Below are 23,951 nucleotides of genomic sequence, written 5' to 3' on the forward strand. Positions count from 1 at the left end.
TGCTTTCCTAAATAAAAAATAGTAATAAAAACTAAAAAAATCATATTTCATTCCTGATTTTGTAACAAGTTAGGTGTTCATTTTGTAGTATGATAATAGTATGATATGCTCACTTATTCACAAATTTCTTATGGACGAATGATGGATGAAGGAGGAATGATGAAAACAGCAGCGTTTACCACGTATTGTTCAATATTTCACAAACCGTAGGGGGGATTTTTTTGCTATGGTTTGTTCGCTTTTTTACTTAGGAGGAATCAAAAATGGAAGAGGTTATTCTCGCAAGGCTGCAATTTGCTTCAACAACATTATTTCATTTTATCTTTGTTCCGCTATCGATCGGGTTAGTTTTTATTATCGCGATTATGCAAACATTGTATGTGATAAAGAAAAAAGACGTTTATTTGAAAATGACAAAGTTTTGGAGTGTCTTTTTTCTTATTAACTTTGCAGTTGGCGTTGTGACAGGGATTATTCAAGAATTTCAATTTGGAATGAACTGGTCAAGCTACTCCCGTTTTGTTGGAGATGTTTTTGGCGCTCCCCTTGCCATTGAAGCATTGCTTGCCTTTTTCTTAGAGTCTACATTTATTGGATTGTGGATATTCGGTTGGGATCGATTACCTAAAAAATTACATTTAGCTTGTATTTGGCTCGTCTCAATTGGCACCATTTTGTCTGCATTCTGGATTTTAGCAGCCAATTCCTTCATGCAAAATCCAGTTGGCTACACGATTGCGAATGGGCGGGCAGAGATGACAGACTTTTTGGCTGTCATTACAAATCCAAAGCTATTGGTGGCTTTCCCCCACACCATTTTTGGCAGTTTTGCTACAGGTGCCTTTTTTATTGCTGGTGTTAGTGCTTGGTATTTACTTAAGAAAAAGGACTTGGAAATATTTAAACGTTCTTTAACAGTGTCGCTGATTGTTGGGATGGTAGCAGGTTTAGGGTTGGCGTTTTCGGGGCATTCACAAGCCCAATATTTAATGGAGGCCCAGCCGATGAAAATGGCTGCTGCTGAAGGGCTTTGGGAAGATAGTGGAGATCCCGCGGCATGGACGCTCTTCGCAAATATTGATACAAAAAATCAAATGAGTACCCATCGACTCGAACTGCCGTATCTATTAAGTTATCTTGCTTATGATGAGTTTGCGGGAAAAGTAGAAGGAATGAATACGATACAGCAACAGATGGTCGAAAAACATGGAGAAGGAAACTACATCCCGCCGGTGAAGACGGTGTTTTGGAGCTTCCGGATTATGGCAGGAACAGGCGGGCTGCTGATTTTATTGAGTGCTGCAGGTTTGTGGTTATTATGGCGCAAGAGAATTGTGACGAGCAAGCGTTATTTAAAATGGCTGATTCCAGCTATATTTTTACCGTTTGCAGGAAATTCCTTTGGTTGGATTATGTCAGAAATCGGCCGTCAACCATGGGTGGTTAATGGCTTGATGCAAACGGTAGACGGAATATCGCCAAATGTGGGGACGGGGCAAATTTTATTCTCGCTCATTTCGTTTTCCGTCATCTATACGATTTTAGCGATCGTAATGGTTTATTTATTTATTCGTGTCATTAAGCAAGGACCTCATGCCAAACCAAAAGAAGATGTCACAGCATCAGATCCATTTGATGTAGGAGGTGCACAGCATGCAGCTGAGTGAGTTTTGGTTTCTGCTTGTTGCTGTTTTATTTGTAGGCTTTGTTTTCTTAGAGGGGTTTGATTTTGGTGTCGGGATGGGCACAAAGTTTTTAGCAGAAAATGAAAAGGAAAAGCGCATGCTGATTAATAGTATTGGTCCTTTTTGGGATGCTAATGAAGTTTGGTTAATTACAGCAGGTGGAGCCATGTTCGCCGCTTTTCCCCATTGGTATGCAACATTATTCAGCGGTTATTACCTTCCTTTTGTCGTCCTTTTGCTCGCGTTAATTGCCCGCGGCGTTAGTTTTGAATTTAGAGGGAAGGTGCAATCAGAACGGTGGACGAAAGTCTGGGATTGGGCCATTTTTCTAGGCAGCTTTTTACCACCGTTTTTATTGGGAGTGATGTTTGCAAGCTTAATTAAAGGCCTTCCAATTGATGCTGATATGAATATGCACGCCAGCTTTTTCGACATTGTTAATCTTTATACAATTGCTGGGGGCCTTGTGTTTGTGATGCTGTCCTATTTACATGGTTTAATGTTTGTCTCATTAAAAACCACTGGGCATTTGCGGGAAAAATCTAAGCGGGCTGGCTTAAAGATGTACTTGGCAACAGGTTTCGTTGTCGCTTTGTTTATGATATTAACAACCATTTATACGGAAGCATTTGCTGAAAAAGGGTGGGTTTTATATCCTCTTTATGGATTTGTCCTTATTTTGTACCTACTCCTATATCCTTTATTGCGAAACAAAAAAGAAGGCTATAGTTTTACGGCAACCGGGTTGATCTTAATCCTGCTGACCTCTTCTTTCTTTATTGCGTTGTTTCCAAACGTCATGATCAGTTCGACAGACACACTCAATCATTTAACCGTCTATAGTACGGCATCAGGTGATTATTCATTAAAGTTAATGACGATTGTCGCAGCTACGATGGTTCCCATTGTCTTGGGCTATACAATTTGGAGCTATTATGTATTCCGAAAAAGAGTTTCTCATAAGGAGCATTTAGAATACTGATGGATAAATATCTCCTTCAATATAAAGGAAGTAAACGCCTCATTTTTATGATTGGGTTTCTTACCGTGATCCAAGCAATGGTTTTGATTGTGCAAGCCAACTTTTTATCTGACGCGATTGTAAAAATGTATAAAGGGACTGCTTGGCAGGCAGTCCTCTTTTCCTTTGCGGTCTTTCTTGCTGCTTATTTTTTACGGCATTTTTTACAATGGATTAAAGAAAAATGGGCTTACCAATTTGCAGACAAAACTGCTGCTCATTATCAAAACGTTTTGTTGGAAAAGCTTTTTGAAATGGGGCCAAGGGTGATCGGAAGGGAAGGGACAGGCAACCTAGTCACGCTAGCTTTGGAAGGAATTCCGCAATTTCGCACTTATTTACGTTTGTTTATCCCAAGAATGATTGCAATGGTTTGTATTCCGATTTGCTTGTTGATTTATATAGCCGTTATTGATCTACAATCGGGCATCCTATTAGCTGTTGTGATGCCCATCATGCTTATTTTTTTAATACTGCTCGGACTGGCAGCCAAAAAACAAATGGATGCGCAATGGGGAACCTATCAACTCCTTTCTCGTCATTTTGTTGATTCATTGCGCGGCCTTTCGACGTTGACATATTTAGGGAAAAGCAAAGCTCACCAAGAGTCGATCAAAACCGTTAGCGATAAATATCGAATTGCGACAAACCGAACATTAAGAGTCTCTTTTTTATCTACTTTTTCATTAGATTTTTTTGCAAGTCTTTCTGTTGCCATTGTTGCGGTAGAGCTAGGTTTGCGCTTAATTCATGGCGATCTTTTATTAGGGTCTGCCCTTTTGATTTTAATGTTAGCCCCTGAGTACTTTCTGCCAGTTCGTGAACTGGGTAATGATTATCATGCCACAATGGATGGGAAAGAAGCAGGAGATACCATTCACCGGCTCATCGCCATGGAAACATTGGACAGTCTCCAGGAAGAGAGAGCTGTACCAAACTGGACAGAGTCAAGTAGTTTACAAATGAACGATATTCATAAACAGTCAGAAGAAGGATTGTTTCGCCTGAAAGAGATAAGTTTTACCATTCAAGGATTTACAAAGGTTGGAATTGTCGGTGCGTCCGGTGCAGGGAAATCGACTCTAATTGATCTGCTATCAGGATTTTCAAAGCCATCAAGGGGAAACATCCAAATAGGAGAACAGGTCTTCCCGCATCTTTCTTATAAGGATTGGCAAAGTCAACTAACGTATATTCCGCAGCACCCTTATATATTTACTGGAACGATTGCGGAAAACATAAGCTGGTATGCGCCAGATTCATCACTTGAAAAAATTGAGCAAGCAGCAAAGAAGGCAGGATTAGCGCCATTACTTGCTCGTTTTCCCAATGGCCTTCATGAAAAAATCGGCCAAGGAGGGCGGAATGTAAGTGGGGGAGAGGAACAGCGCATCGCTTTGGCAAGAGGGCTTTTGCAAAATCGGCCGATTTTGTTATTCGATGAACCGACAGCCCATTTGGATATAGAGACGGAGTATGAACTGAAGCAAGCGATGTTGCCATTAATGGAACAGAAACTCGTCTTTTTTGCCACACATAGATTGCACTGGATGGACGATATGGATTTGGTTCTTGTCATTGAAAATGGCCAGGTTGTGGAAAGTGGTAAGCATGAAGAGTTAATGAAGCAGAATGGGGCATACTTGCGGCTCCAACAAGCGCATAAAGGAGGAGCTGAAGGTTGAAGCTTTTTTATTCCTATATTATACCCCATTTGAAGCAATACAAAGGAGTGATGCTCGCGACGGTCATTTTAGGTATTTTAACCGTTTTAGCTTCCTCACTCCTCACGTTTACGTCCGGCTATTTAATTACAAGAGCATCAGAACGCCCTGAAACCATTTTGTTGCTTTATATCCCGATTGTTGGCGTAAGAGCATTTGGAATATCAAAAGCTGTGACAAGATATGCAGAGCGCTTGCTTGGACATCATGCTGTACTAAAAATATTGGGAGATATGCGTGTTGCGTTATACGAAATGCTGGAACCACAGGCTCTTTTAGTCCGCTCCCGTTTCCAAACAGGTGATTTATTGGGTACATTAGCAGATGATATTGAGCATTTGCAGGATGTCTATATTCGCACCCTTTTTCCGACGGCAACGGCACTGTTTATATGTATCTATTCCATCAGCGCATTGGCTTTATTTGATTGGAAGTTTGCATGTTGGATGGCGTTTTTGCTTAGTTTTTTCATATTTGTTTATCCGTTACTATCACTATTTTTGCTCAAGAAAAGACAAGTCAGGCTAAAGGCCAAACGGAAGCAATCCTATCAATTATTAACAGATGCGTTATTCGGACTACATGATTGGATTGTCAGTGGAAGAAAGGCAGCGTTCATCCAAAAATTTATGAAAACAACGATGGATAGCGGTGAAATCGAAAAAGAGATCGTGTATTGGCAACAATCTCGTACCTTTCAATTGCAATTATTAGCCGGATTCATTTTACTGTTCGTTGGCTTATGGGCGGGAGCGGCAGCTGCTAAAGGGGAGATCATGCCAACATATATAGCTGCGTTTACATTGGTCGTGTTTCCTATTTTGGAGGGGCTGATTCCACTATCGGAAGCGATTGAAAAAGCACCTGCCTATCAAGAATCTATACAGAGAATAGAGGAAGTTAGACAGTTTGCGGAAAAGAAACCGGAAACAATCGCACAGCCATTTACAGCCGTTCAGCCGTCTATTACACTGAAAAACGTCACCTATTATTATCCCGATGAGAAAAATCCAGCACTTCAAGATATCAGCCTTTCGATCCCTTTTGGGAAAAAAATAGCCCTTTTGGGGAAGAGTGGTGCGGGAAAATCAACCTTATTACAGCTTTTATTAGGGGTTATCACACCATCTGCTGGAACGGTGGAGATCGGTCATATTTCCCCTGAAAACTATGGGGATGATATCTTTTCAGGAATTGGTTTTTTGAATCAGAAACCATATTTATTTGCCACAACTGTTGCTAATAATATTCGTCTTGGCAATCAAAGTGCGGGCGAAAAGGAAATCCAAAAGGTGATTGAGCAAGTTAAGCTGGATCATTATATCGAATTGCTTCCAAATGGCATGAACACACAAATGGAAGAAACCGGACAGCGATTTTCAGGCGGTGAGAGGCAGCGAATCGCTTTGGCACGGATTATATTGAAAAATACACCAATCGTCATTTTGGATGAACCAACAGTAGGGCTTGACCCGGCAACAGAAAGAGACTTATTGGCAACTATGTTTGCAACATTAAAAGATAAAACAGTGATTATGATTTCCCATCATTTAATTGGAATTGAAAATATGGATCACATCCTTTTTCTTGATGAAGGAAAGATCATGATGCATGGAACACATGAGCAGCTTATAAAAACCAATGCACGTTATCGCAAGCTTTATCATATGGATTATGGAAAAAATGGTGCGCGACTTTAAAAAATGAAAGGCCTGGGGACTCGTAGCCGCAGGCCTTTCATTTGGGTTCTTACCTATAAACCAGGCCGCCATCCGTTAGGATTGCTTGGCCTGTAATATAATCAGCTTCATCAGATGCAAGGAAAGACACTAAGTTTGCTACGTCTTCCGGCGTTTGGTATCGCTTCAAGGCGATTTGTGAGGAGTATTGCTCAAATGCTTCACCTGGTTTTAGATCGTCGCTATACTTAACCATTTCTTCATCAATTCGATCCCACATTTTTGTTTTAGCTATGCCGGGACAATAAGCATTAACTGTAATTTGATGTTTGGCTAATTCCTTAGCAGCTGAATGAGTAAAAGATTTAACAGCATGCTTTGTTGCAGAATAGGTTCCAAGCATTTCAAAAGATTCATGTCCAGCTATGCTACAAGCATTAATAATTTTCCCTTTTGATTTTTGGTTTATAAATTGTTCAGCCGCTGCTTGAGTGCCAAAAACAACACCATTTACATTAATGCTGAATAATTTGTTGAGCTGATCTTCGGTAATTTCTAAAAATGGAGATACAGCATCAATACCAGCGTTGTTTACAAACACATCTAAACGACCAAATGTATTTACGGCTTCTTTTACCAAATTGAATTGGTCCTCTCGTTTAGCCACGTCTCCTTTTACGCCGATCACGTTATACCCTTTTTTACCGAACTCTGAGACGGTTTCATTTAATAATGATTCATTAATATCATGGAGAACAACGCTAAATTCATCTTTACACAATCTTTCCGCAATCCCTTTACCTAAGCCGCCTGCAGAACCAGTTACAATTGCTACTTTTGCCATAGTTTATCCCTCTTTTTAGATTAAAATAGCTAAGGACATTGGTTCCTTGCCGTAATAAAATTATAACAAAAAGTACATATTGCTTTAAATTCTTTGCTTGGTTTGATATAAAAAATATCATAACTTTGATGAAAGGTTTTTTAAGTTTATCCCTTTTTATAAAACAGGACAGAAAACGTCATTTTATTGAAAGCGGAGAAAAAATAGTGGAGAGAGGTTTCATATGAGCACGATGAAAAATCATAAGGCGAAAAAACTAAAACAGATTTTGCGGGGAATGGCCATCATGATTGGTGGATTTATTGCCGCATACGGACTGGAAGCGGTATTAATCCCGAACAACGTTTCTGATGGGGGCGTTACTGGCCTTAGTATCGTAGGTTCACAGTTATTCGGATTGCCGCTAGGAGTTCTAATAGCACTCATCAATATCCCTTTTATTTGGTTAGGATATAAACAAATTGGCAAAAGTTTTGCCATTTATTCGATTATCGGGATCGCTTCCTTAGCTGTTAGTACCAGTCTTATGCACCATATTCCAACGATTATTGAAGGGGATACGTTGTTGGTTACCGTTGTTGGTGGTATTGTCCTCGGTTTTGGGATGGGACTGGCGTTGCGCAATGGTGGAGCATTAGATGGAATTGATATGCTGGCTGTGCTGCTTTCCCGAAAATTACCGTTTGGAACAAGCGACCTAATTCTTTTCTTAAATTTGTTTGTATTTATTTTTGTTTCAACCGTATTTGGTCTGCAAGGCGCCATTCTATCCGGTATTGCTTACTTTATTGCTTCTAAAGTGATTCACGTCGTTGAAGTTGGTTTAAGCGGTTCTAAAACCTTTAAGATTATTACAACTCAACCTGAATTAATGGGGGAGACGATACGTGACCGCTTAGGCCGAAGTGCAACGTACAATGAAGTGTACGGCAGCTATACGAAAGAAAAATTTAGGGAAATCACTTGTGTCATTAACCGCTTGGAAGAAAGTAAAATGAAAGAAATTATTCAAGAAATTGACGAAGATGCTTTTGTTACTGTATATGATGTAGCAGAAGTGAGGGGCGGCAATTTCAGAAAACGTAATATTCACTAGCAACAGGGCCTTGTCGATTCCCCTTTCTTTTTCACGATCTCGCAGATCGATCGTACTTAAACTGATTCAAATAAGGATGCGAAGGAGGCCCGTTTTAAAAGTGGACGCACTCAAGGCCCGAGAGTTATTCCGGTCTCCTTTTCTTGTCCGCTATGAGGATGCTTTTTAAAAGTTCGTTTCTTGACGCGTTTGGCTACGCCCTTAAAGGACAATTGTTCGGAAACATTTGTCTTTTTTATTGTATAATCGTGCTAATGGCCAATAGCAATATAATCATGTCAAACTTTGCGTCTGGCCACGCTCAGGCGGAGTCTCTAATTGCCTGACGCAAGCCGAGCAGTTGCGGCCAAATCGGCTTGTTTGTAAAGTGGTGCCAATGGTAAAAGGACAAGAGGTGGGGAGAGAAAGATGGTTATCGATTTAGAGAATGTCTCGTTTCAAAAAGCCAAAAAACACATTTTACAGGACATCTCATGGCAAGTTAGGCCTGGGGAGCAATGGGTGATATTAGGTGCAAATGGATCAGGAAAAACCTCGTTATTAAAGCTGATTACAGGATATGAATGGGCATCAGCTGGAAGGATATCGGTTTTAGGGTCTATTTTTGGCTCCGTCAACATCCATGAGTTGCGGAAAAGGGTTGGCTGGGTCAGTGCCTCTCTTGATCAGCGTTATCAAATGCATGAAGGGATGCCGTGTGCAGATGTGATTGTCAGTGGTGTACATGCCTCAATTGGTGTTCACGAAGCGATCACAAAAGCAGATGGGGAAAGGGCGTTAGCGCTAGCCCGCTCAATGGGTTTAGAACACGTTGCTTTTTCGCCTCTAAGCCAGCTATCACAAGGGGAACGCAAGAAAGCTTTTATGGCGAGAGCGTTAATCAATGAGCCAGAATTGCTAATTTTGGATGAAGCAACAAGCGGGCTTGATTTGTCTGCACGGGAGCAGTTGCTCGCTGAAGTAGAGCGCATGTTGACAAAAAAACAAGCACCAACGTTGCTTTATGTGACCCACTATCCAGAAGAAATTCTTCCGTCCATCAGCCACGTATTGCTCCTGAAAAAGGGCAGAGTCCTAGCTGCAGGCAGGAAAGAAGAAGTATTGACAGCTAGTCTTGTAAGTGAGGCGTTAGGGCTGCCTCTTACGGTAGAATGGGCAAATGGACGGCCATGGGTAAAAGCAACAACCTCATTGCAAACGGACTAGACAACGGAGATTGAGAAAACGTTGCGATATTTAATGAAGAAAGTCGTTTCATTAGAAGAACTTACAAAGGCTGCCAAAGACGTTTTGCGCGATCTTTGGCAGCCTCTGTTTTTATTTGACGATTTTCCTGGCATATAATTGCGATAAATCGCCGTTGCGCCGGAATTGGGTTGCGCTTGAACCGGTGTAGCGCCTAAATACTTTATGGAAATAATTATCGTCTGGATAGCCGACGTCAGCGGCAATTTGTTTAATTGTCCGGTTTGTATGAAGAAGAAGAGAGCAAGCTTTGCGCATGCGCAAGTCTGTCACATAGGAGATTGGCGTTGTGTGTAATTGCTTTTTAAATAGACGTGTTAGTGTATAACGGGAAACACCTACTTCCTCTGCGATATTGTCAAGGCAAATTTGTTCATGATAATGGGCTTCTATATAAGCGAGGGCGCGCTGGTAATGGTATGGTTCATTTTGCGGCCGCTCTTCTGTCATGGCCCGAAAACATTCAATTAAAAATTGGTACCCTTGCGTTGCAGCTAAATAAGGATCGCGCAGCCCGTCCGCTTTTGTGTCCGCATAAATCGAATATAGGGAGCGAATAAGCGGTGAGTTTGGCGGCAGTGAAACAATCGGACCTGACTTTTGGATCAACCGTTTCCATATTTCTTGCACAGATGCTCCTTGCAAAGAAATGTAAATGAATTCCCATGGTTCTTTCGCGTTTTCAGGGTAGTAGTAGCGATGGTCACTTGGTACAGATACAATAAAAGCCTGATGTTGGCCAACGGTGTAACGCTCCTTGCCGATTTCCAGCACGCCTGAACCGGCAATTGTATATTGGAAAATGATGCTGTCATTATCTCTGGCGCGCTTGTTCCCGTCCCAGTAGTAACTTGTGTCGGTTTGCACTTCCCACCCGACGTTCCATAAATTGAGTAAGCCAGTATCAGGGAATAAATGGAAGGTAAAAGAATGGGACCCTCTTGTAAATGGTTGTTGTTTATTCATTTGGGAGCCTCCTTATACATCCTTATTATGGTCTATACCGCAAAATATTACCCTCTTTCGCAAAAATGTTACTAGCCAAAAGAAAGCGCTAACATTGTATACTTATTATATACCAACTTTCGCAGATGTATAGAAGAACGCGTCAGAAAATTGGTCGTTCTCGATTGTTTATGTAAACGTTTACTCTAAAGTGAAAAAGGAGGCTTTTCAATGAAAAAGGTTATATGCTCATCTCTGTCTGTTGCACTTGCGACTGGTTTGCTCATCGGCTGTAGCGGTAATACTTCAGGCGGTGGAGGAGCTGGAGGAAAGGTAGAACTGACATTTTCGGCATGGGGCAATCCAGCTGAGCTAAAAGTGTACAATCGTGCAGTCGATGCCTTTAATGACATGCAAGACGATATTGAAGTTACGCTCACTGGCATTCCGAATGACAATTACTTTCAAACGTTGACAACACGCCTCCAGGGAGGGCAAGCGCCTGATATTTTCTACGTTGGGGCAGAGGACATCTCTACGTTAATCGAAAACGGAACAATCGAACCGCTCTCCGACTTTTTAGAGACAGAAGATTCTTACGTAAAAGCAGATGAGTTTACCGATGACATTTGGGGAGCGTCAAGGAAAGACGGAACCATTTACGGACTGCCTGTTGATTGTAATCCGTATTTAATGTACTACAATAAAACATTGCTCGAAGAAGCCGGCGCAAAGTCGCCACAAGAATATTATGAAGAAGGCAATTGGAACTGGGAAGCGTTTGAAGAAGTGACGGCAAAATTACGTGATTACGGAAAATACGGATTTGTGCAAGAGGGTGGCCACCCGCATTTACTAAATTGGATTTGGACAAATGGTGGCGAATTTGCGACAGATGATGAAGTCATAGGCGACACTGATCCAAAAGTGCTTGAAGCGTTCGAGTTTGTCCATCGTATGGTTGAAGAAGGCAACTTTATTTTTGCTGGCACACTGCCAGAAGGGCAGGGCATGGATGCCATGTTTATGTCCAACCAAGTCGGCTTTGTAGGGGCAGGCCGCTGGCTGACACCAATGTTTTTGGAAACAAGCATTGACTTTGATTATATTCCATGGCCTTCTAATACAGAAAATACGTTAGAAACGGCGAATATTGCTACTGCGTATATGGCTGCAAACTCAAAAAGTGAGCACGTCGAAGAGGCAATGAAGTTTATCTCGTTTTACACCTCCCAGGAAGGCCAGGAAACACGCCTCGATGGTGAAGGCAACGCTGTTCCTTCCGTTACTGGAATTGATGAGGTGGTATTAAACCAAGAAAAACCAGAGCATGGCCAGTACTTACTCGATGCCCGCGAAGCAGGGCGTGTCGTCAGTCTTGAGTATACATCGCCGGGACTCCATAGGGACTTAAATGATGTGTATGAATTGATGCTACTTGGCGACAAGACGCCTGAAGACGCTTTAAAAGAAGCGACGGAAATTGCGAAAGCTGCGTTAGAAGAGTAACAGCCAAGGGGCCCCTTGTGCCCCTTGATATTCTTGCGCATCGATTAAGGAGGAGCTGGAGATGTATACAAAACGGGAAAAATGGTGGGGCTATGCGTTCATCGCTCCCCAGCTGCTGGGCATGATTGTGTTTTCATTGCTTCCACTCATATTCGCGTTTGCCCTCAGTTTCATGAGTTGGGACGGTTTTGGGGAGCAGACGTTTGTCGGCTTAGATAATTATATTCAACAATTTCAAGACCCTGTTTTTCGGACTGCTTTGCGAAATACGACGATTTACTCGTTGCTCGTCATCCCTGGAGGCATCATTGCAGCCCTAGGTGCTGCGCTTGCATTAAATAAAGTCAAAGGCAAAGATTTTTATCGAATGCTGTTTTTCATGCCTGTTGTAACCAGTTCTGTTTCAATCGGAGTTATTTGGATGTGGCTATTAAATGGGGATATTGGTTTAATCAACCAGCTTCTTGCCATGGTCGGCATTGACGGACCAAACTGGCTGACTGATCAAAAGCTTGTGTTGCCTTCGATTGCAGCGCTCAGCATTTGGTGGGGGCTTGGGACAAACATGGTTATCTTTTTAGCGGGGCTGCAAGGGATTTCCCGCAGCTATTATGAAGCGGCTGACATTGATGGGGCGACGCCGTGGCAAAAATTCCGGCATATTACATTTCCGCTATTATCGCCAACGACTTTTTTCGTGGCGATCATGATTGTGATTGCTTCCTTCCAAGTGTTTGACCAAGCTTATGTCATGACTCAAGGCGGTCCTGGGAAAGCGAGTTATACACTTGTGTACCATATCTTTGACATGGCGTTTACACGTACGGCATTTGGGCCAAGTACAGCCTCAGCCATGATTTTGTTTTTGATCATCCTCATTTTTACCTTAATCCAATTCTCTGTATCTAGAAAGTGGGTGCATTATGAAGACGGCGGCAGATAATCCAGTTCTTAACCCAGGGCCAGTTAAGCAAAAAAAACGCGGCCGGATCCGCATCTCACAAATCTTGTTGCACTTGGCTTTAGTCATTGGCTCGATCGTTATGGCAGGCCCGTTTATTTGGATGGCGCTTAGCAGCTTAAAGTCATTTGAACAAATTTTTGCCGTTCCGCCTGTTTGGATTCCTGATCCGTTTGTATGGAGCAACTTCACCGATTCCTTGCAAGCAATGCCTTTTGGGCGTGCCTATTTTAACAGCTTTTACATCTCAACCATTGTTGTCGTCAGCCAAGTCATTACTTGTTCAATGGCAGCTTACGCTTTTGCCAAATTGAAATTTCCAGGCTCTAAGGTACTGTTCATCGCCTTTTTGGCAACGATGATGGTACCTATGCAAGTAACGCTCATTCCGCTGTACATCATTATGGATAACATCGGCTGGGTCAATACACATCTGTCAATTATCGTTCCGAATGCGCTATTTAATGCGTTTGGCGTGTTTTTGTTAAGGCAATTTATGATGGGGATACCAAAAGAAATGGAAGAGGCGGCGGTGATGGACGGCGCCAACCCGCTGTATATTTATGCGAAAATTATGCTGCCACTCATTAAACCGGCACTAGCAGCATTCGCTATTTTTTCATTTATCGGCATCTGGAATAACTTTATCCAGCCGCTCGTGTTTTTAAGCGATACGACATTGTTTACTGTCCCATTGCTATTAGCAACATTTAAAGGGCTTTATGTTACAAACTGGCCGCTAATGATGGCCGGTGCGACTATTTCCGTCGTGCCTGTGCTGATTGTTTACTTTTTTGCTCAGCGGCAAATCATTGAAGGGATTGCCCTTACTGGCGTAAAAGGCTAAACAGTCAGTTTAGTGAAATATAGCTTCGAAGTTTCGTGAAGCCCAGCTCAAACAGGCTGGGTTTTTCGATGCGTTGATGCCAATGACAAAAAAGATTATTCATATTTATGGGATAATTTTGAAATTAACAACAAAATCGTTAAGGCTTGAGCCTTAGAACGGCAAAAAACTAGCCAAGTTGTTCTAGGAAGAAGGTCTTAACTACAGTGTGTGAAAATTGATAATATCAGTACTATATAACTGTTTTCTATAAATTTGTAAGATCATGGTTGACTGGTAAAATCTCCACTGGCTACCATGATAATATAAACCATTAAGGAGGGATTTACTATGTCTGGACTTATTCGCGTTACTCCAGAAGAACTTTACCAAAAAGCTGATGATTACAACCGCTCAAGTGGTGAGATACATGACCTCGTGGGCAGATTAGATGGTTACAGAGACCAGCTTCAAGGAATGTGGGATGGCCAAGCTTCAGAGGCGTTCATTCAACAGTACGATGAATTAAAGCCATCCTTTGTCCGCATGGGCGACTTGCTTGGCGAAGTATCTGAACAACTTCGCAACAGCGGGCGGACACTTGAAGAAACAGACCAACAAATCGCGGGCAACATTCGCGGTTAATTGGCGACGAATAGAAACATTTTGGGACGCAATTCCTTACAATTGCGTCCTTCCTTATGAAAGGGTGACATTTGATGTACATCACTGTAACAGTTGACATGAACCGATACTCAGGGAAACGGTTTGATTTGCGCCTCTCTGATCAATATACAGCCAAAAAAGTCATTGATCTCGTTTGGGGCATTGAGAAGCTGGAAGTTCCACGGCGTGATGGGAGCTGGATCCGTGTCCAAAACAAAGAAACTCATGTCTACGGCAGCCAAATACTTGCTGAACGTGGTGTAACAAATGGAGACCGCTTGGAAATCTTATAGCACTGGTTGAAGGGGTCGGACATGCAATGGAGAAGAAGCGATTTTATTTAGAAGAACAAACGGGTGCAGCTTTTTACAGGGACGCAGAATCGAATACATATACATTAACATTTCAAACCGCAGAAATAAAGCTGTCTAATTCGCTAGAAGCGGAGTTGTTAAAACAACAAGACCCGCTGCTCGAGCGTACAATTGCTGAAGCAGAAGATGAGCTTGTCATTACCATTCATCCGCAAGAAACAATGCTGCCTTTTAGCAAGTTTCGGAAAAAAGGCGATTACGCAAAACAAATCATTGGCCACTCACTTATTCGCGCGGTTGCCGAGCATCACAGTTCCAGGCTGCATTTAATTGTCTGTCCGGAAAATTTACTAGTAACAGAGGGGCTTGATGTTCACTTTATCCATTATGGCATTAAAGAAAGCCTCCCACCTTATGAAAAGAATGAGGAAAAGCTATTTGCTGAGCTTAAGACAACGTTGCTTGTATTGCTTGATGGCGAGCATCGCTTTGTGGAGTACATGAATTTTACTGACACAATGAAATTGTCGGCAAAGGCAAAAAAATTGCTAGAGGCTGATTCAATTGAAGCGCTTCTGAGCTGTGTAGAGACATGGATCCAAGAAGAAGAGCGACGCGCTAGCCAGATGCATATGGTGCCAAAGCAAAAATGGCGCTTGCAAAAAAGTTTGTTTTTTGCTGTTACAGGACTGCTTATACCGGCTATTGTTTTTACCGTCTATGCGCTTTTTTTCCTTCATCCGCGTCACGACGCCTTTATTGCCAGCAATGAGGCCTATATTAACAGCAAGCCAAGTGATGTCATTACTGCATTGGAACCATATAACCCGAGCCAAATGCCCCGCGTTGTCCAGTACCAGTTGGCTCAATCCTATGTTGCTAATGAAGACTTGAACGTGGATCAGACAGCAAATGTGCAAAATACGTTGACGCTTCAAGCTGAAGAGCTTTATTTCCAATATTGGATTGCAATTGGCCGTGGTGAAAATGAGGAAGCCAATGAAATCGCTCGCCAGTTGCAGGACGGAGAGCTAGAAATGTATGCGAATTTAAAGTGGCGTGATGCCGTTCGCCAAGACCTCAGCTTGTCAGGAGATGAGCGTGAAGAATTGCTTAACGATATTCAAGCTGATATTGACCGTTATATGCGAGAGCAACAAGAACGGGAAGCGGAGGAAGAAGCGGACGCCGCTGCTGATGACAATGCGCCTGAAGAAGAGCCAGAGCAAAGCGAAGAGCGTTCGGAAGATGGCGAAGAAAACGAGGACGAGCCTGAGCAAAACGAGGAAGAGGAGAACGCAGATGAGTAAGTGCGCACGTAGGAGATGGAACAATGGATAGACTGTGGGTATTTTATGATTCGTATGTACAGCAGCTTGACTTAAGCCAAACAGAGCGTTTGTTAGGCGCAAGCGAGGACGTTGATTTGCTCGTTCCGCCTCTGCATGCTAAAATCCGCGTTAAAATCGCTAGCGGCCAAAAGCAATGTGTGCTTGACATAGAGGGAGCAGGCGAGCAAGTTTTAGCGGCCGGTGAATCATTCCAGTATAAAGAAAATGACTCTGCCGTCACATTTGTGTATAAAGACGAAGCGGTAAGCGAACGGATGTATTTTATTGGTAAAGAAACGTTCCTTTCCATTGGGCCTGAGGAGTCAGCCGATATTGTTTTGCCTAGTGAGAAGCCTTCTGCCTCTTGTACGCTCATAAAGAAAGGCGGCAATTGGTTTGTCTATCCAAATAAGCACAGTCAGGTGTTTGTAAATGGCGAAGCCCTTACAAACAAGCAACCATTAAAGAATGGCGATGTGCTATTGCTTGGCTATACAGCACTTGTCATTAATGAAGGCGACTTATTGGCAATTGAATCAAGCGATCCTTTGCAAACGCGACTCGCGCGCATAGCGGTTCCTACTTCAGAAAGCAAAAAAAAATACCCTGAGTACCGGCGAACGCCGCGGATTATTTATGAAGAGCCAAAAGACCGGGTGACTTTTTCCATTCCAGGCCAGGAGTTGGACGATAATCATCGTGCCCTCTGGCTCATCGTATTGCCGCCGTTAGCGATGCTCATTGTCATGGGAATTGTCGCATTGCTCATCCCTCGGGGCATTTTTATCATTATTTCGGCCACAATGTTTACCGTAACGCTGATCACTTCGACCGTCAACTATTTCCGCGAACGGAAAATCCGCAAGCAAAAAGAGGAAAAACGGCAACGTGTTTATACACGCTACTTGAAGGAAAAGCGCGTCGAACTTCAGGAAATGGCTGACAAACAACGGCATGTACTCGATTACCATTTTCCGTCGTTTGAGGAAAATAAATATATGGCAGCTAACTTGAATGGCCGTATCTGGGAGAAAACAGTTGGTGACGATGATTTTATGCATGTCCGTGTTGGGAAATCGTCGATCCCGATAAGTTTTCATATTGCCGATCCAGGTGGCGATTTAGCGAATCGAGATCGTGACGAGCTGCTAGAAGAAGGCGAAAAGTTAAAAGAGCACTATTCTCATATTAATGATGCGCCCCTTAGCCTTAGCTTAGCGAGCGGTTCCATTGGCTATGTCGGCCAGCTGAAGACGGTACAACGGGAAGTCGCTCAAATGGTTGGGCAACTTGCCTTTTTTCAAAGCTACCATGACCTTCGTTTCGTTGCTGTTTTCAGCGAAGACCAGTATGCAAATTGGGAATGGATGAAATGGCTCCCTCATTTTCAATTGCCCCATATGTACGCGAAAGGGTTTATTTACAATGAGCGGACACGAGACCAACTATTGACATCGATTTATGAAATGGTGCGGGAGCGGGAGTTGGAACAAAGCCAAGACAAGCCAAAGCGTTTCATCCCTCACTTTGTCTTTTTAGTCGCCAATCGCAGTTTGATAAGCGACCATGCTATCATGGAATATTTGGAAGGGCCGGATAAAGTTCTTGGCATGTCGGTTATTTTTCTCACCGATGCACAAGAAAACTTAACCGAATATGTCCATACGATCGTCAAGGCCGTCAACCAAAAAGAAGGCGAGATTGTCATCAGAGAACGGAAAGCGGAACATAAACGCTTTACCTTTGACCCTCAGGATGCAACGACAAATGAAAGGTATGCCCGCTTGCTGGCGTCATTGAACCACCAACGAGGCATGAGCCGTTCTATACCAGAAATGGCGTCTTTTCTCGAAATGTTTGGCGTCCAGCATACAAAAGAACTTGCAATTGAACAACGGTGGCAAACGACAAACAGCGCCGAGTCGCTCGCTGTGCCCGTCGGATTTAAAGCAAAGGATGAACTTCTTGAGCTGAACATCCATGAAAAGGCCCATGGGCCCCATGGTTTGCTTGCAGGGACAACAGGTTCGGGAAAAAGTGAATTTCTGCAAACGTATATTTTATCGTTAGCAGTCCATTACCATCCCCACGAAGTTGCTTTTCTTCTCATTGACTACAAAGGCGGGGGGATGGCACAGCCGTTTAAAAATATTCCCCATTTGCTCGGCACCATTACCAACATCAACGACAGCAAGAACTTTAGTATGCGGGCGTTGGCGTCGATCAAAAGCGAACTGCGCAAGCGGCAGCGGCTGTTTGACCAAAACTTAGTTAACCATATCGATGACTATATGGAGTTGTATAAACAGAAGCAGGTATTGGAACCGATGCCACATCTGTTTATCATATCTGATGAATTTGCGGAATTGAAAAACGAGGAACCTGAATTTATTAAAGAACTCGTAAGTGCAGCGCGGATCGGGCGTAGCCTTGGCGTCCACCTCATTCTTGCCACACAAAAGCCAGGCGGAATTATTGACAACCAAATTTGGAGTAACGCCCGCTTCCGAGTCGCATTAAAAGTGCAAGACGCTCTAGATTCTAAAGAAATTCTGAAAAATCCCGATGCCGCCAATTTGACTGTAACAGGGCGCGCCTATTTGCAAGTCGGCAATAACGAGCTGTATGAATTGTTCCAGTCCGCATGGAGCGGGGCACCGTATTTGCGCGAAACCCATGAAGGCGAGGAAGATGTTGCATTAGTCACTGATGCAGGCTTAGTGCCCATTTCCAACGTCCAAGCTGCTACTGGGAAAAAACAAAAGAGCATCTCTGAGATTGAAGCTGTTGTTAAAGAGATTGAAGCGACAACTGAACGTCTGTCCATTCAAAAAGCCTCAAGCCCATGGCTTGACCCCCTTGAAGAATGGCTCCCCCCTGTTCAAACAGATACAGAGGCGGACAAGTTTCCGTTGGCGCTTGCTGATGAGCCAGAAGAACAAAGGCAATTCAATGTTTATTATGAATGGCTAAAAGACGGCAATATTGCTGTATTTGGCTCTGGCGGGTACGGAAAATCTACAACGCTTATGGCATTGATGCTCCAGTTTGCAAAGTCGTTTAGCCCAGAAGAACTTCACTTTTACATTTTTGATTTTGGGAATGGTGCGTTGTTGCCGTTTAGGCAACTTCCTCATACAGCTGATTATTTTAAAATCGATGAAAAACGCAAAATCGAAAAGGCCATTGCCTTGCTAAAAGCGGAGATGGACGATCGCCGCGAACGGTTCCTGGCTCAAGAAGTCAATAGTTTGACGATGTATAACCAAACAGCAACAGAGCCGTTGCCTGTTCTGTTTATGTTCATTGACAACTTTGATTTGATCAAAGAAGAATACGAGCAGTTGGAATCAACGTTTATCCAATTTGCCCGAGATGGCCAGTCTCTAGGCATTTATGTAAGTCTAACAGCGACGCGGGCGAATGCTTTGCGCCAGCCACTCATGAATACAATGAAAACAAAGATTGTCCACTTTATGAACGACCGAAACGATGTCATCACGCTGCTCGGCCGCAGCAAGTACGAAATCGAACCGATACCTGGCCGCGCCATTTTAGCGAAAGACAGCCACTATTTTGCGCAAATGTATTTGCCAGAAGCCGGTGAAGATGATCAGGAAATGATGGCAGCAACAAGAAAAGCGATTGCCGATTTAGGCCAGCGTTATCAAGACGCCAAGCTGCCGGAAAAAATTGCGATGCTGCCTACACAGCTATCGCTGGCTTCTTTCCAAACGCGTGTTGGCGACCCAGGCGACAGCATTCCCTTTGCTCTTGACGAAGATACGGTCAAGCCAGTATTCCTACAAACGAAGTCAGAGCCTCATCTGTTAGTTGTCGGCCAGCCGCGGAAAGGAAAGACGAACGTTGCCAAAGTACTATTAAACTACTATTTGCAACAGGAAGTTGACGAGATTGGGCTATTTGACGGCACAGACCGCAAGCTCTCTGCTTTTGTCGGACAGAAGCTTATTTCCTATATAGACCAAAAAGAACAGATTAAAGACTGGGTGGCAGCGGTTGAAGAAAAAATGGCTGTTCGGGAACAAGCTTACATGGATGCGTTAAACAATGGAGAAACGGTTCCAGCTTTTGCGCCAGTGCTGTTATTAATCGACAGCCTGATCCGCTTCCAACAAACGGTTGATGCGGCCATTCAAGATAAGTTGGCGAAGCTTATGAAAAATTCGAGCCATCTAGGCTTTCGTATGATTGTGTGTGGCAATTCCGTAGAATTTACGAAAGGCTTCGATCCTCTTACTGCAGAATTGAAGTTGGTGCGCCACTATATCATCGTCATGAAAAAGTCAGACCAAACCCTTGTCAATCTTTCGTTCACGCGAAATGAAGAAGAGATTGCCCCAGGTTTTGGCTACTATGTCGTCAATGGAATCGAGACGAAAATCAAAATACCGGAAGCTCCATAAACGAAAGAACAAGCGAGGTGGTTTAATTGCGGAAAAAACATATGTTAAAACTGTTGTTGCTTGTGGCAATCATTATCGCCGTACCGTTTGCCTTCTTTCAGTACATCGGGAAAGAACCGATGCGTGAAGAAAAAAAAGCGTCTGGCAAGATCGTGATTGTCAATGAGGACAAAGGCTACCAATATGAGGAGTATGAACCACTTATTTTAGGAAATGATATTGTGCCAACATTGCAAGATGACTCGGAATACGAATGGGTAGTGGCTAGCAGAGCCTCTGCCCAAGCAGGACTAGCCAATCAGGAATATGATGCGATCGTTTATATTGATTCCTCTTTTTCCGAGAACATTATGTCCTTTCAAGATTCACTGCCGAACCGGGCCAGTGTACAATATGAAATTTATAATAACTTAAATGCAGAAAACCAAGAGCGGGTGCAAAAAGAGCTAGAGAGTGCGCAGCTAAAAATGAACCAGCAAATTAGCACCCAATATTGGCGCTATGTGTCTGAGGAAGTCGACCGAGTCCGGAGCAACTTTGATGAAGTGCTACAAAAGGAAGTCGATTTCCTAAATGAAATGTATTCATTTTACTCGCCAAGCTCACAAGAATTGGCAGATGAAATTGAAACGCAGCGAGGCCGTCTGGACCAGTTATTTGCCACTTCTTCGGACACAGTCAATTTGTCGGAAAGCTCTCGCACTAGTTTAGAAGAAGCACAAGCAGGCTTTGATGAACTCACCAATGCGATTGATACCTACATGGCTTACCACAATGAGCAAACGGAGATGATGGTGCAGGCGAACGCTCAAAATGGGGAGCTTGTCAACCAAGCAGTGGCTGACTACCAGCAGACATTGCAGGCAGGAAGCGGCAACGTCCAGGAAGGCCAGCATGCTTTTACGCCACAGCTTTCCAATGAAGGCGACAAAGTGGTTTCTTTGTTTGACGATTGGGCAATTGGCGCCTATAAGTTTAATGGCGACATGAACGGGTTTAATAGCGAAATAAACCAAGTATATGCTGCCCAAGATTTAGCCGTCGATCGGCTGCCAAATGCACAGGCAGAGCTAATTGGAAAATATGCAAATGCGACGCAAGGAGAACAGGCAGAAGCTCAGTTCCGGCAAACGTTAAGTGTGCGCCGGCATTTGTCAAAGGAGGAGCGGCCACAACCGAACATCCTTCGCCCTGAACAACCAGAGGAAGCGCTAGAGCCAATTGACGAAGACCTACTGAAAGACGCAGAAGAAACGATTGCCGAGATTGAAAAGCTAGTCGGCAAGTTAAATCCTGAAGAAATTGAATTTCCAGAGCCGCCGCCACCAGAACCTGAGCCAGGCGATGGAGACGGAGATGGAGATGGAGATGGCGGTGACGGCGACGATAATGAACAGCCTACACCACCTGAACCAGGAGATGGCGATGGCGATGACGATGGAAACGGCGGAGAGGAACCCCCGTCAGAGCCAACAGATCCTCCTGAAGATGAAGATAACGACGGAGACGGCAATGGAGGTGGAGATGGCGATGGCGACGGGGATCCTGAGCAAGAGCCACCAGCAGGAGAAAGCGAACAAGAAGAAGACAGAGAGGAAGCACTCTCCTTTACGCCGTACCATGCCCAGCTTGTCACTTTTACTCCTGAAGAACTGCAAAGCGTGTGGGAAGAAGCAATGGAGCTCCTTGATAGTATGGAGCCAACGTTAGAAGTGGCACAGTGGAAAATCGATGACCATCGAGAAGTGACCGATGCGTTCCTTGATTATGTAGAAAAACTGGAACGCTATGCAACACGTTTGGAAAAGTATGTTGAGAAACTGGAAGCGCAAGTGATTGATCCAGTCATCGAGGAAGTTCACAAGCAAGAACAAGCCGTTTTCAACCGAATAGGCGCATCTCCGTCCGTGATTAACAGTCCGATTCAGTCGACAAATGTACGGGAACTGCTTACCTATTACGGCGAGCTGGCCAAATTGGATTGGGCATACAGCCAGCAAGGCTACTTGAATCAAGACCGGATTAAGCAAATTGTCGATGAAGACAACCGTGTCCGCGAGGTTCAAGAAAAAATTGACGAGGCGCGGCAATCAGTCGATTCGTTTATGGGCAAGCGAACCCAATTGGAAGAAGCCCAACAATCCGTTGAAGAAGCAGAAGCGGAATTTAATCAATTTGTCGCTGATGCAAACAACGTGCTAAACGAGTTAGAACAAGCAATTGCCGAAGAACAACAAGCCATTCGCGAAGAAGTGGCGGCGATTGCGGAAACGGGCAACGCTATTGGCGCGAACCTATCCGAAAGCTATGGAGCAATCGAAACAGACCCAGCGCCTGTCGAAGGGTTAAATGGGCAAATGGTCGTTACCAATCAACAAACATCATTAGGCGAAGTCCAACAATTGGGAGCAGCAGTTGAATCTCTTAGCAACCGCCAAGACGATATCATTGCCCAAACGGAAGACTTACACAGCAATGTTACGGCAGTCCAAGCCAAATCTGATGATTTAAATACGAGATGGTCAGACAACGTCCAAACAACTGAACTAGTATACGAGGACATTCACACGATTCTTGGCAATGCGCTGTCAGACGGGCACCATAATGACTATGTCTATAACCATCTTTCTAGCCCTGTTGATGTAAGCGGCGAGCAAGTAACAGGACCTGCTGAACGAATGACACCGCCAATCATCGTTCTTGTGATTGTGCTGCTGTCGAGCCTGCTGATTGGATTTTTGACACACCATTATAATTCTGTGCCAATTGCGGTCAATATCGCGTTGTTTAGCATTTTATCGATCATTGTTGGTTTGGTAATCAGCATTTATGGATTAACGATTTACACAATGAGCGAGAGCCAGTCGATCCAATGGACGATCATTACCGTTCTCTTGATTTTAGCGACAGCTGGCCTTATCCGCGTTGCCTTTATGGCTGGCCCGTGGGTCGGATGGCTGCTTAGTGTCGCGTTCATTCTATTCTTTACAAGCCCGCTCCTTGATATGGCCATGCCAAACTTCCGTACAAATAACCCAATTGCGGAGCTGTATATTTCCATTCAAGCGAGCCCGCAAAATGCGTTTCTCGCAGGCATGATCCCATTAGCTCTCATTGCAGCGGCAACGATTGCTTTGCCAATCATTCGCCATGTGGTCGTTAACAGCCGAAAAGAAGAGGATGACGTTTATGAAATGTAAGGCCATCATTGCCGGGGCAGGAGCATGCGTAACGCTGCTCCTGTCCTTGGTAACTCCAAGCTTTGCCGAAGAAGAACGAGTGGAACCTGGTGTTTATAAAGAGCGGGAAGTGCTGTTAGAGCTGCGCCAATACAAACCAGAAGCGGAGCAGAGGGAAATCAGAGTGCCTGAAGAGCAGAAAATACTCACATTTACTCAGCCATTGGAAGAAACATACGCAGAACTACAAGACAGCCTGTTTGCGAGTAGTGCGGATGCAAACCGTGAGGAAAACCTCGCCGCAAGCGCCGGGCTGTTTACAGAGGAAAAAGAGTTGGCCCGCCAAGTGGTGCAGGCAGAAGAAAAAGTAAACGTGCTGCCATGGATATTAGCAGCTGTGGCCACCGTGCTCGTTTCTGTTTTATTGATTTATATTATTCCTAAAACCGCGCAAATGAACGAATAACTATGTTTTTGTCAAAACAGAAAATACGGACAT

At 43.7% G+C, this 23,951-nt stretch carries 17 protein-coding genes; 15 read left to right on the forward strand and 2 right to left on the reverse strand.

Annotation, left to right across the window (positions count from 1 at the left end; translation table 11 throughout):
* Window positions 1-263: 263 nt before the first annotated feature.
* From N6H06_RS13200 to cydC, 4 genes are read left to right on the forward strand one after another with little or no spacing between them, the layout of a single operon-like run.
* On the forward strand, window positions 264-1,667 hold the full coding sequence (locus N6H06_RS13200; protein WP_062748175.1) for a cytochrome ubiquinol oxidase subunit I: 1,404 nt from the start codon (window positions 264-266) through the stop codon (window positions 1,665-1,667).
* A complete protein-coding gene (cydB, locus tag N6H06_RS13205) occupies window positions 1,654-2,667 on the forward strand; it encodes a cytochrome d ubiquinol oxidase subunit II (RefSeq protein WP_263707074.1) in 1,014 nt (337 codons plus the stop codon). The genes N6H06_RS13200 and cydB overlap by 14 nt, the downstream gene beginning before the upstream one ends.
* The gene (gene cydD / locus N6H06_RS13210; RefSeq protein WP_062748173.1) at window positions 2,667-4,391 is read left to right on the forward strand and encodes a thiol reductant ABC exporter subunit CydD; all 1,725 of its coding nucleotides are present in this window, start codon (window positions 2,667-2,669) and stop codon (window positions 4,389-4,391) included. Before cydB ends, cydD begins: the two co-directional genes overlap by 1 nt.
* Window positions 4,388-6,130, forward strand: a complete 1,743-nt coding sequence (gene cydC, locus N6H06_RS13215) for a thiol reductant ABC exporter subunit CydC (protein ID WP_263707078.1) — start codon at window positions 4,388-4,390, stop codon at window positions 6,128-6,130. The genes cydD and cydC overlap by 4 nt, the downstream gene beginning before the upstream one ends.
* Window positions 6,131-6,179: 49 nt before the next feature.
* On the opposite strand, the gene N6H06_RS13220 is transcribed toward cydC, so the two are convergent.
* Window positions 6,180-6,953, reverse strand: coding sequence for an acetoin reductase (locus N6H06_RS13220; protein WP_011245536.1), 774 nt, complete (start codon window positions 6,951-6,953; stop codon window positions 6,180-6,182).
* Between the two features lie 223 nt (window positions 6,954-7,176).
* Between N6H06_RS13220 and N6H06_RS13225 the strand changes: the two genes are divergently transcribed.
* Together N6H06_RS13225 and N6H06_RS13230 are read left to right on the forward strand one after the other, a co-directional pair.
* Complete coding sequence (locus N6H06_RS13225; protein WP_062748171.1) at window positions 7,177-8,049, forward strand: YitT family protein; 873 nt, start codon at window positions 7,177-7,179, stop codon at window positions 8,047-8,049.
* Window positions 8,050-8,457: 408 nt separating this feature from the next.
* Complete coding sequence (locus tag N6H06_RS13230) at window positions 8,458-9,255, forward strand: ABC transporter ATP-binding protein (RefSeq protein ID WP_263707083.1); 798 nt, start codon at window positions 8,458-8,460, stop codon at window positions 9,253-9,255.
* Window positions 9,256-9,366: 111 nt separating this feature from the next.
* Here the strand turns inward: N6H06_RS13230 and N6H06_RS13235 are convergent, their stop codons facing one another.
* On the reverse strand, window positions 9,367-10,260 hold the full coding sequence (locus tag N6H06_RS13235) for an AraC family transcriptional regulator (RefSeq protein ID WP_062748166.1): 894 nt from the start codon (window positions 10,258-10,260) through the stop codon (window positions 9,367-9,369).
* Between the two features lie 210 nt (window positions 10,261-10,470).
* On the opposite strand from N6H06_RS13235, the gene N6H06_RS13240 reads away from it, so the two are divergent.
* From N6H06_RS13240 to N6H06_RS13280, 9 genes are all read left to right on the forward strand, one after another.
* Window positions 10,471-11,748 carry an ABC transporter substrate-binding protein gene (locus N6H06_RS13240; protein ID WP_095237805.1) on the forward strand — a complete coding sequence of 426 codons (1,278 nt, stop codon included), beginning with the start codon at window positions 10,471-10,473 and terminating at the stop codon, window positions 11,746-11,748.
* A 61-nt stretch (window positions 11,749-11,809) separates the two neighbouring features.
* Entirely contained in the window at window positions 11,810-12,691 is an 882-nt protein-coding gene (locus N6H06_RS13245; protein WP_062748162.1) for a carbohydrate ABC transporter permease, read from the forward strand.
* Window positions 12,672-13,556: a carbohydrate ABC transporter permease gene (locus N6H06_RS13250; RefSeq protein WP_062748161.1), complete on the forward strand. Its 885-nt coding sequence runs from the start codon at window positions 12,672-12,674 to the stop codon at window positions 13,554-13,556. The genes N6H06_RS13245 and N6H06_RS13250 overlap by 20 nt, the downstream gene beginning before the upstream one ends.
* A gap of 330 nt (window positions 13,557-13,886) precedes the next feature.
* Complete coding sequence (locus N6H06_RS13255) at window positions 13,887-14,180, forward strand: WXG100 family type VII secretion target (protein WP_062748159.1); 294 nt, start codon at window positions 13,887-13,889, stop codon at window positions 14,178-14,180.
* Between the two features lie 74 nt (window positions 14,181-14,254).
* Window positions 14,255-14,494: an EsaB/YukD family protein gene (locus N6H06_RS13260; RefSeq protein WP_011245544.1), complete on the forward strand. Its 240-nt coding sequence runs from the start codon at window positions 14,255-14,257 to the stop codon at window positions 14,492-14,494.
* Window positions 14,495-14,520: 26 nt separating this feature from the next.
* Window positions 14,521-15,825: a type VII secretion protein EssB gene (essB, locus tag N6H06_RS13265; protein ID WP_263707091.1), complete on the forward strand. Its 1,305-nt coding sequence runs from the start codon at window positions 14,521-14,523 to the stop codon at window positions 15,823-15,825.
* 23 nt (window positions 15,826-15,848) lie between these two features.
* Window positions 15,849-20,273 carry a type VII secretion protein EssC gene (gene essC, locus N6H06_RS13270; RefSeq protein ID WP_263707093.1) on the forward strand — a complete coding sequence of 1,475 codons (4,425 nt, stop codon included), beginning with the start codon at window positions 15,849-15,851 and terminating at the stop codon, window positions 20,271-20,273.
* A 26-nt stretch (window positions 20,274-20,299) separates the two neighbouring features.
* Entirely contained in the window at window positions 20,300-23,473 is a 3,174-nt protein-coding gene (esaA, locus tag N6H06_RS13275) for a type VII secretion protein EsaA (protein WP_263707095.1), read from the forward strand.
* A complete protein-coding gene (locus tag N6H06_RS13280; RefSeq protein WP_062748153.1) occupies window positions 23,463-23,918 on the forward strand; it encodes a YueC family protein in 456 nt (151 codons plus the stop codon). The genes esaA and N6H06_RS13280 overlap by 11 nt, the downstream gene beginning before the upstream one ends.
* Window positions 23,919-23,951: the final 33 nt, after the last annotated feature.

Source organism: Shouchella tritolerans (assembly GCF_025770735.1).
Classification (GTDB): Bacteria; Bacillota; Bacilli; order Bacillales; family Bacillaceae_D; genus Shouchella; species Shouchella tritolerans.

Bases quoted from the DNA above. Each gene is read 5' to 3' on its own strand.
- N6H06_RS13240 (WP_095237805.1), top strand. From the start codon at position 10,471: ATGAAAAAGGTTATATGCTCATCTCTGTCTGTTGCACTTGCGACTGGT.
- N6H06_RS13200 (WP_062748175.1), top strand. From the start codon at position 264: ATGGAAGAGGTTATTCTCGCAAGGCTGCAATTTGCTTCAACAACATTA.
- N6H06_RS13250 (WP_062748161.1), top strand. From the start codon at position 12,672: ATGAAGACGGCGGCAGATAATCCAGTTCTTAACCCAGGGCCAGTTAAG.
- essC (WP_263707093.1), top strand. From the start codon at position 15,849: ATGGATAGACTGTGGGTATTTTATGATTCGTATGTACAGCAGCTTGAC.
- N6H06_RS13255 (WP_062748159.1), top strand. From the start codon at position 13,887: ATGTCTGGACTTATTCGCGTTACTCCAGAAGAACTTTACCAAAAAGCT.
- cydB (WP_263707074.1), top strand. From the start codon at position 1,654: ATGCAGCTGAGTGAGTTTTGGTTTCTGCTTGTTGCTGTTTTATTTGTA.
- N6H06_RS13260 (WP_011245544.1), top strand. From the start codon at position 14,255: ATGTACATCACTGTAACAGTTGACATGAACCGATACTCAGGGAAACGG.
- cydD (WP_062748173.1), top strand. From the start codon at position 2,667: ATGGATAAATATCTCCTTCAATATAAAGGAAGTAAACGCCTCATTTTT.
- N6H06_RS13245 (WP_062748162.1), top strand. From the start codon at position 11,810: ATGTATACAAAACGGGAAAAATGGTGGGGCTATGCGTTCATCGCTCCC.
- N6H06_RS13280 (WP_062748153.1), top strand. From the start codon at position 23,463: ATGAAATGTAAGGCCATCATTGCCGGGGCAGGAGCATGCGTAACGCTG.
- N6H06_RS13230 (WP_263707083.1), top strand. From the start codon at position 8,458: ATGGTTATCGATTTAGAGAATGTCTCGTTTCAAAAAGCCAAAAAACAC.
- N6H06_RS13235 (WP_062748166.1), bottom strand. From the start codon at position 10,260: ATGAATAAACAACAACCATTTACAAGAGGGTCCCATTCTTTTACCTTC.
- essB (WP_263707091.1), top strand. From the start codon at position 14,521: ATGGAGAAGAAGCGATTTTATTTAGAAGAACAAACGGGTGCAGCTTTT.
- N6H06_RS13225 (WP_062748171.1), top strand. From the start codon at position 7,177: ATGAGCACGATGAAAAATCATAAGGCGAAAAAACTAAAACAGATTTTG.
- N6H06_RS13220 (WP_011245536.1), bottom strand. From the start codon at position 6,953: ATGGCAAAAGTAGCAATTGTAACTGGTTCTGCAGGCGGCTTAGGTAAA.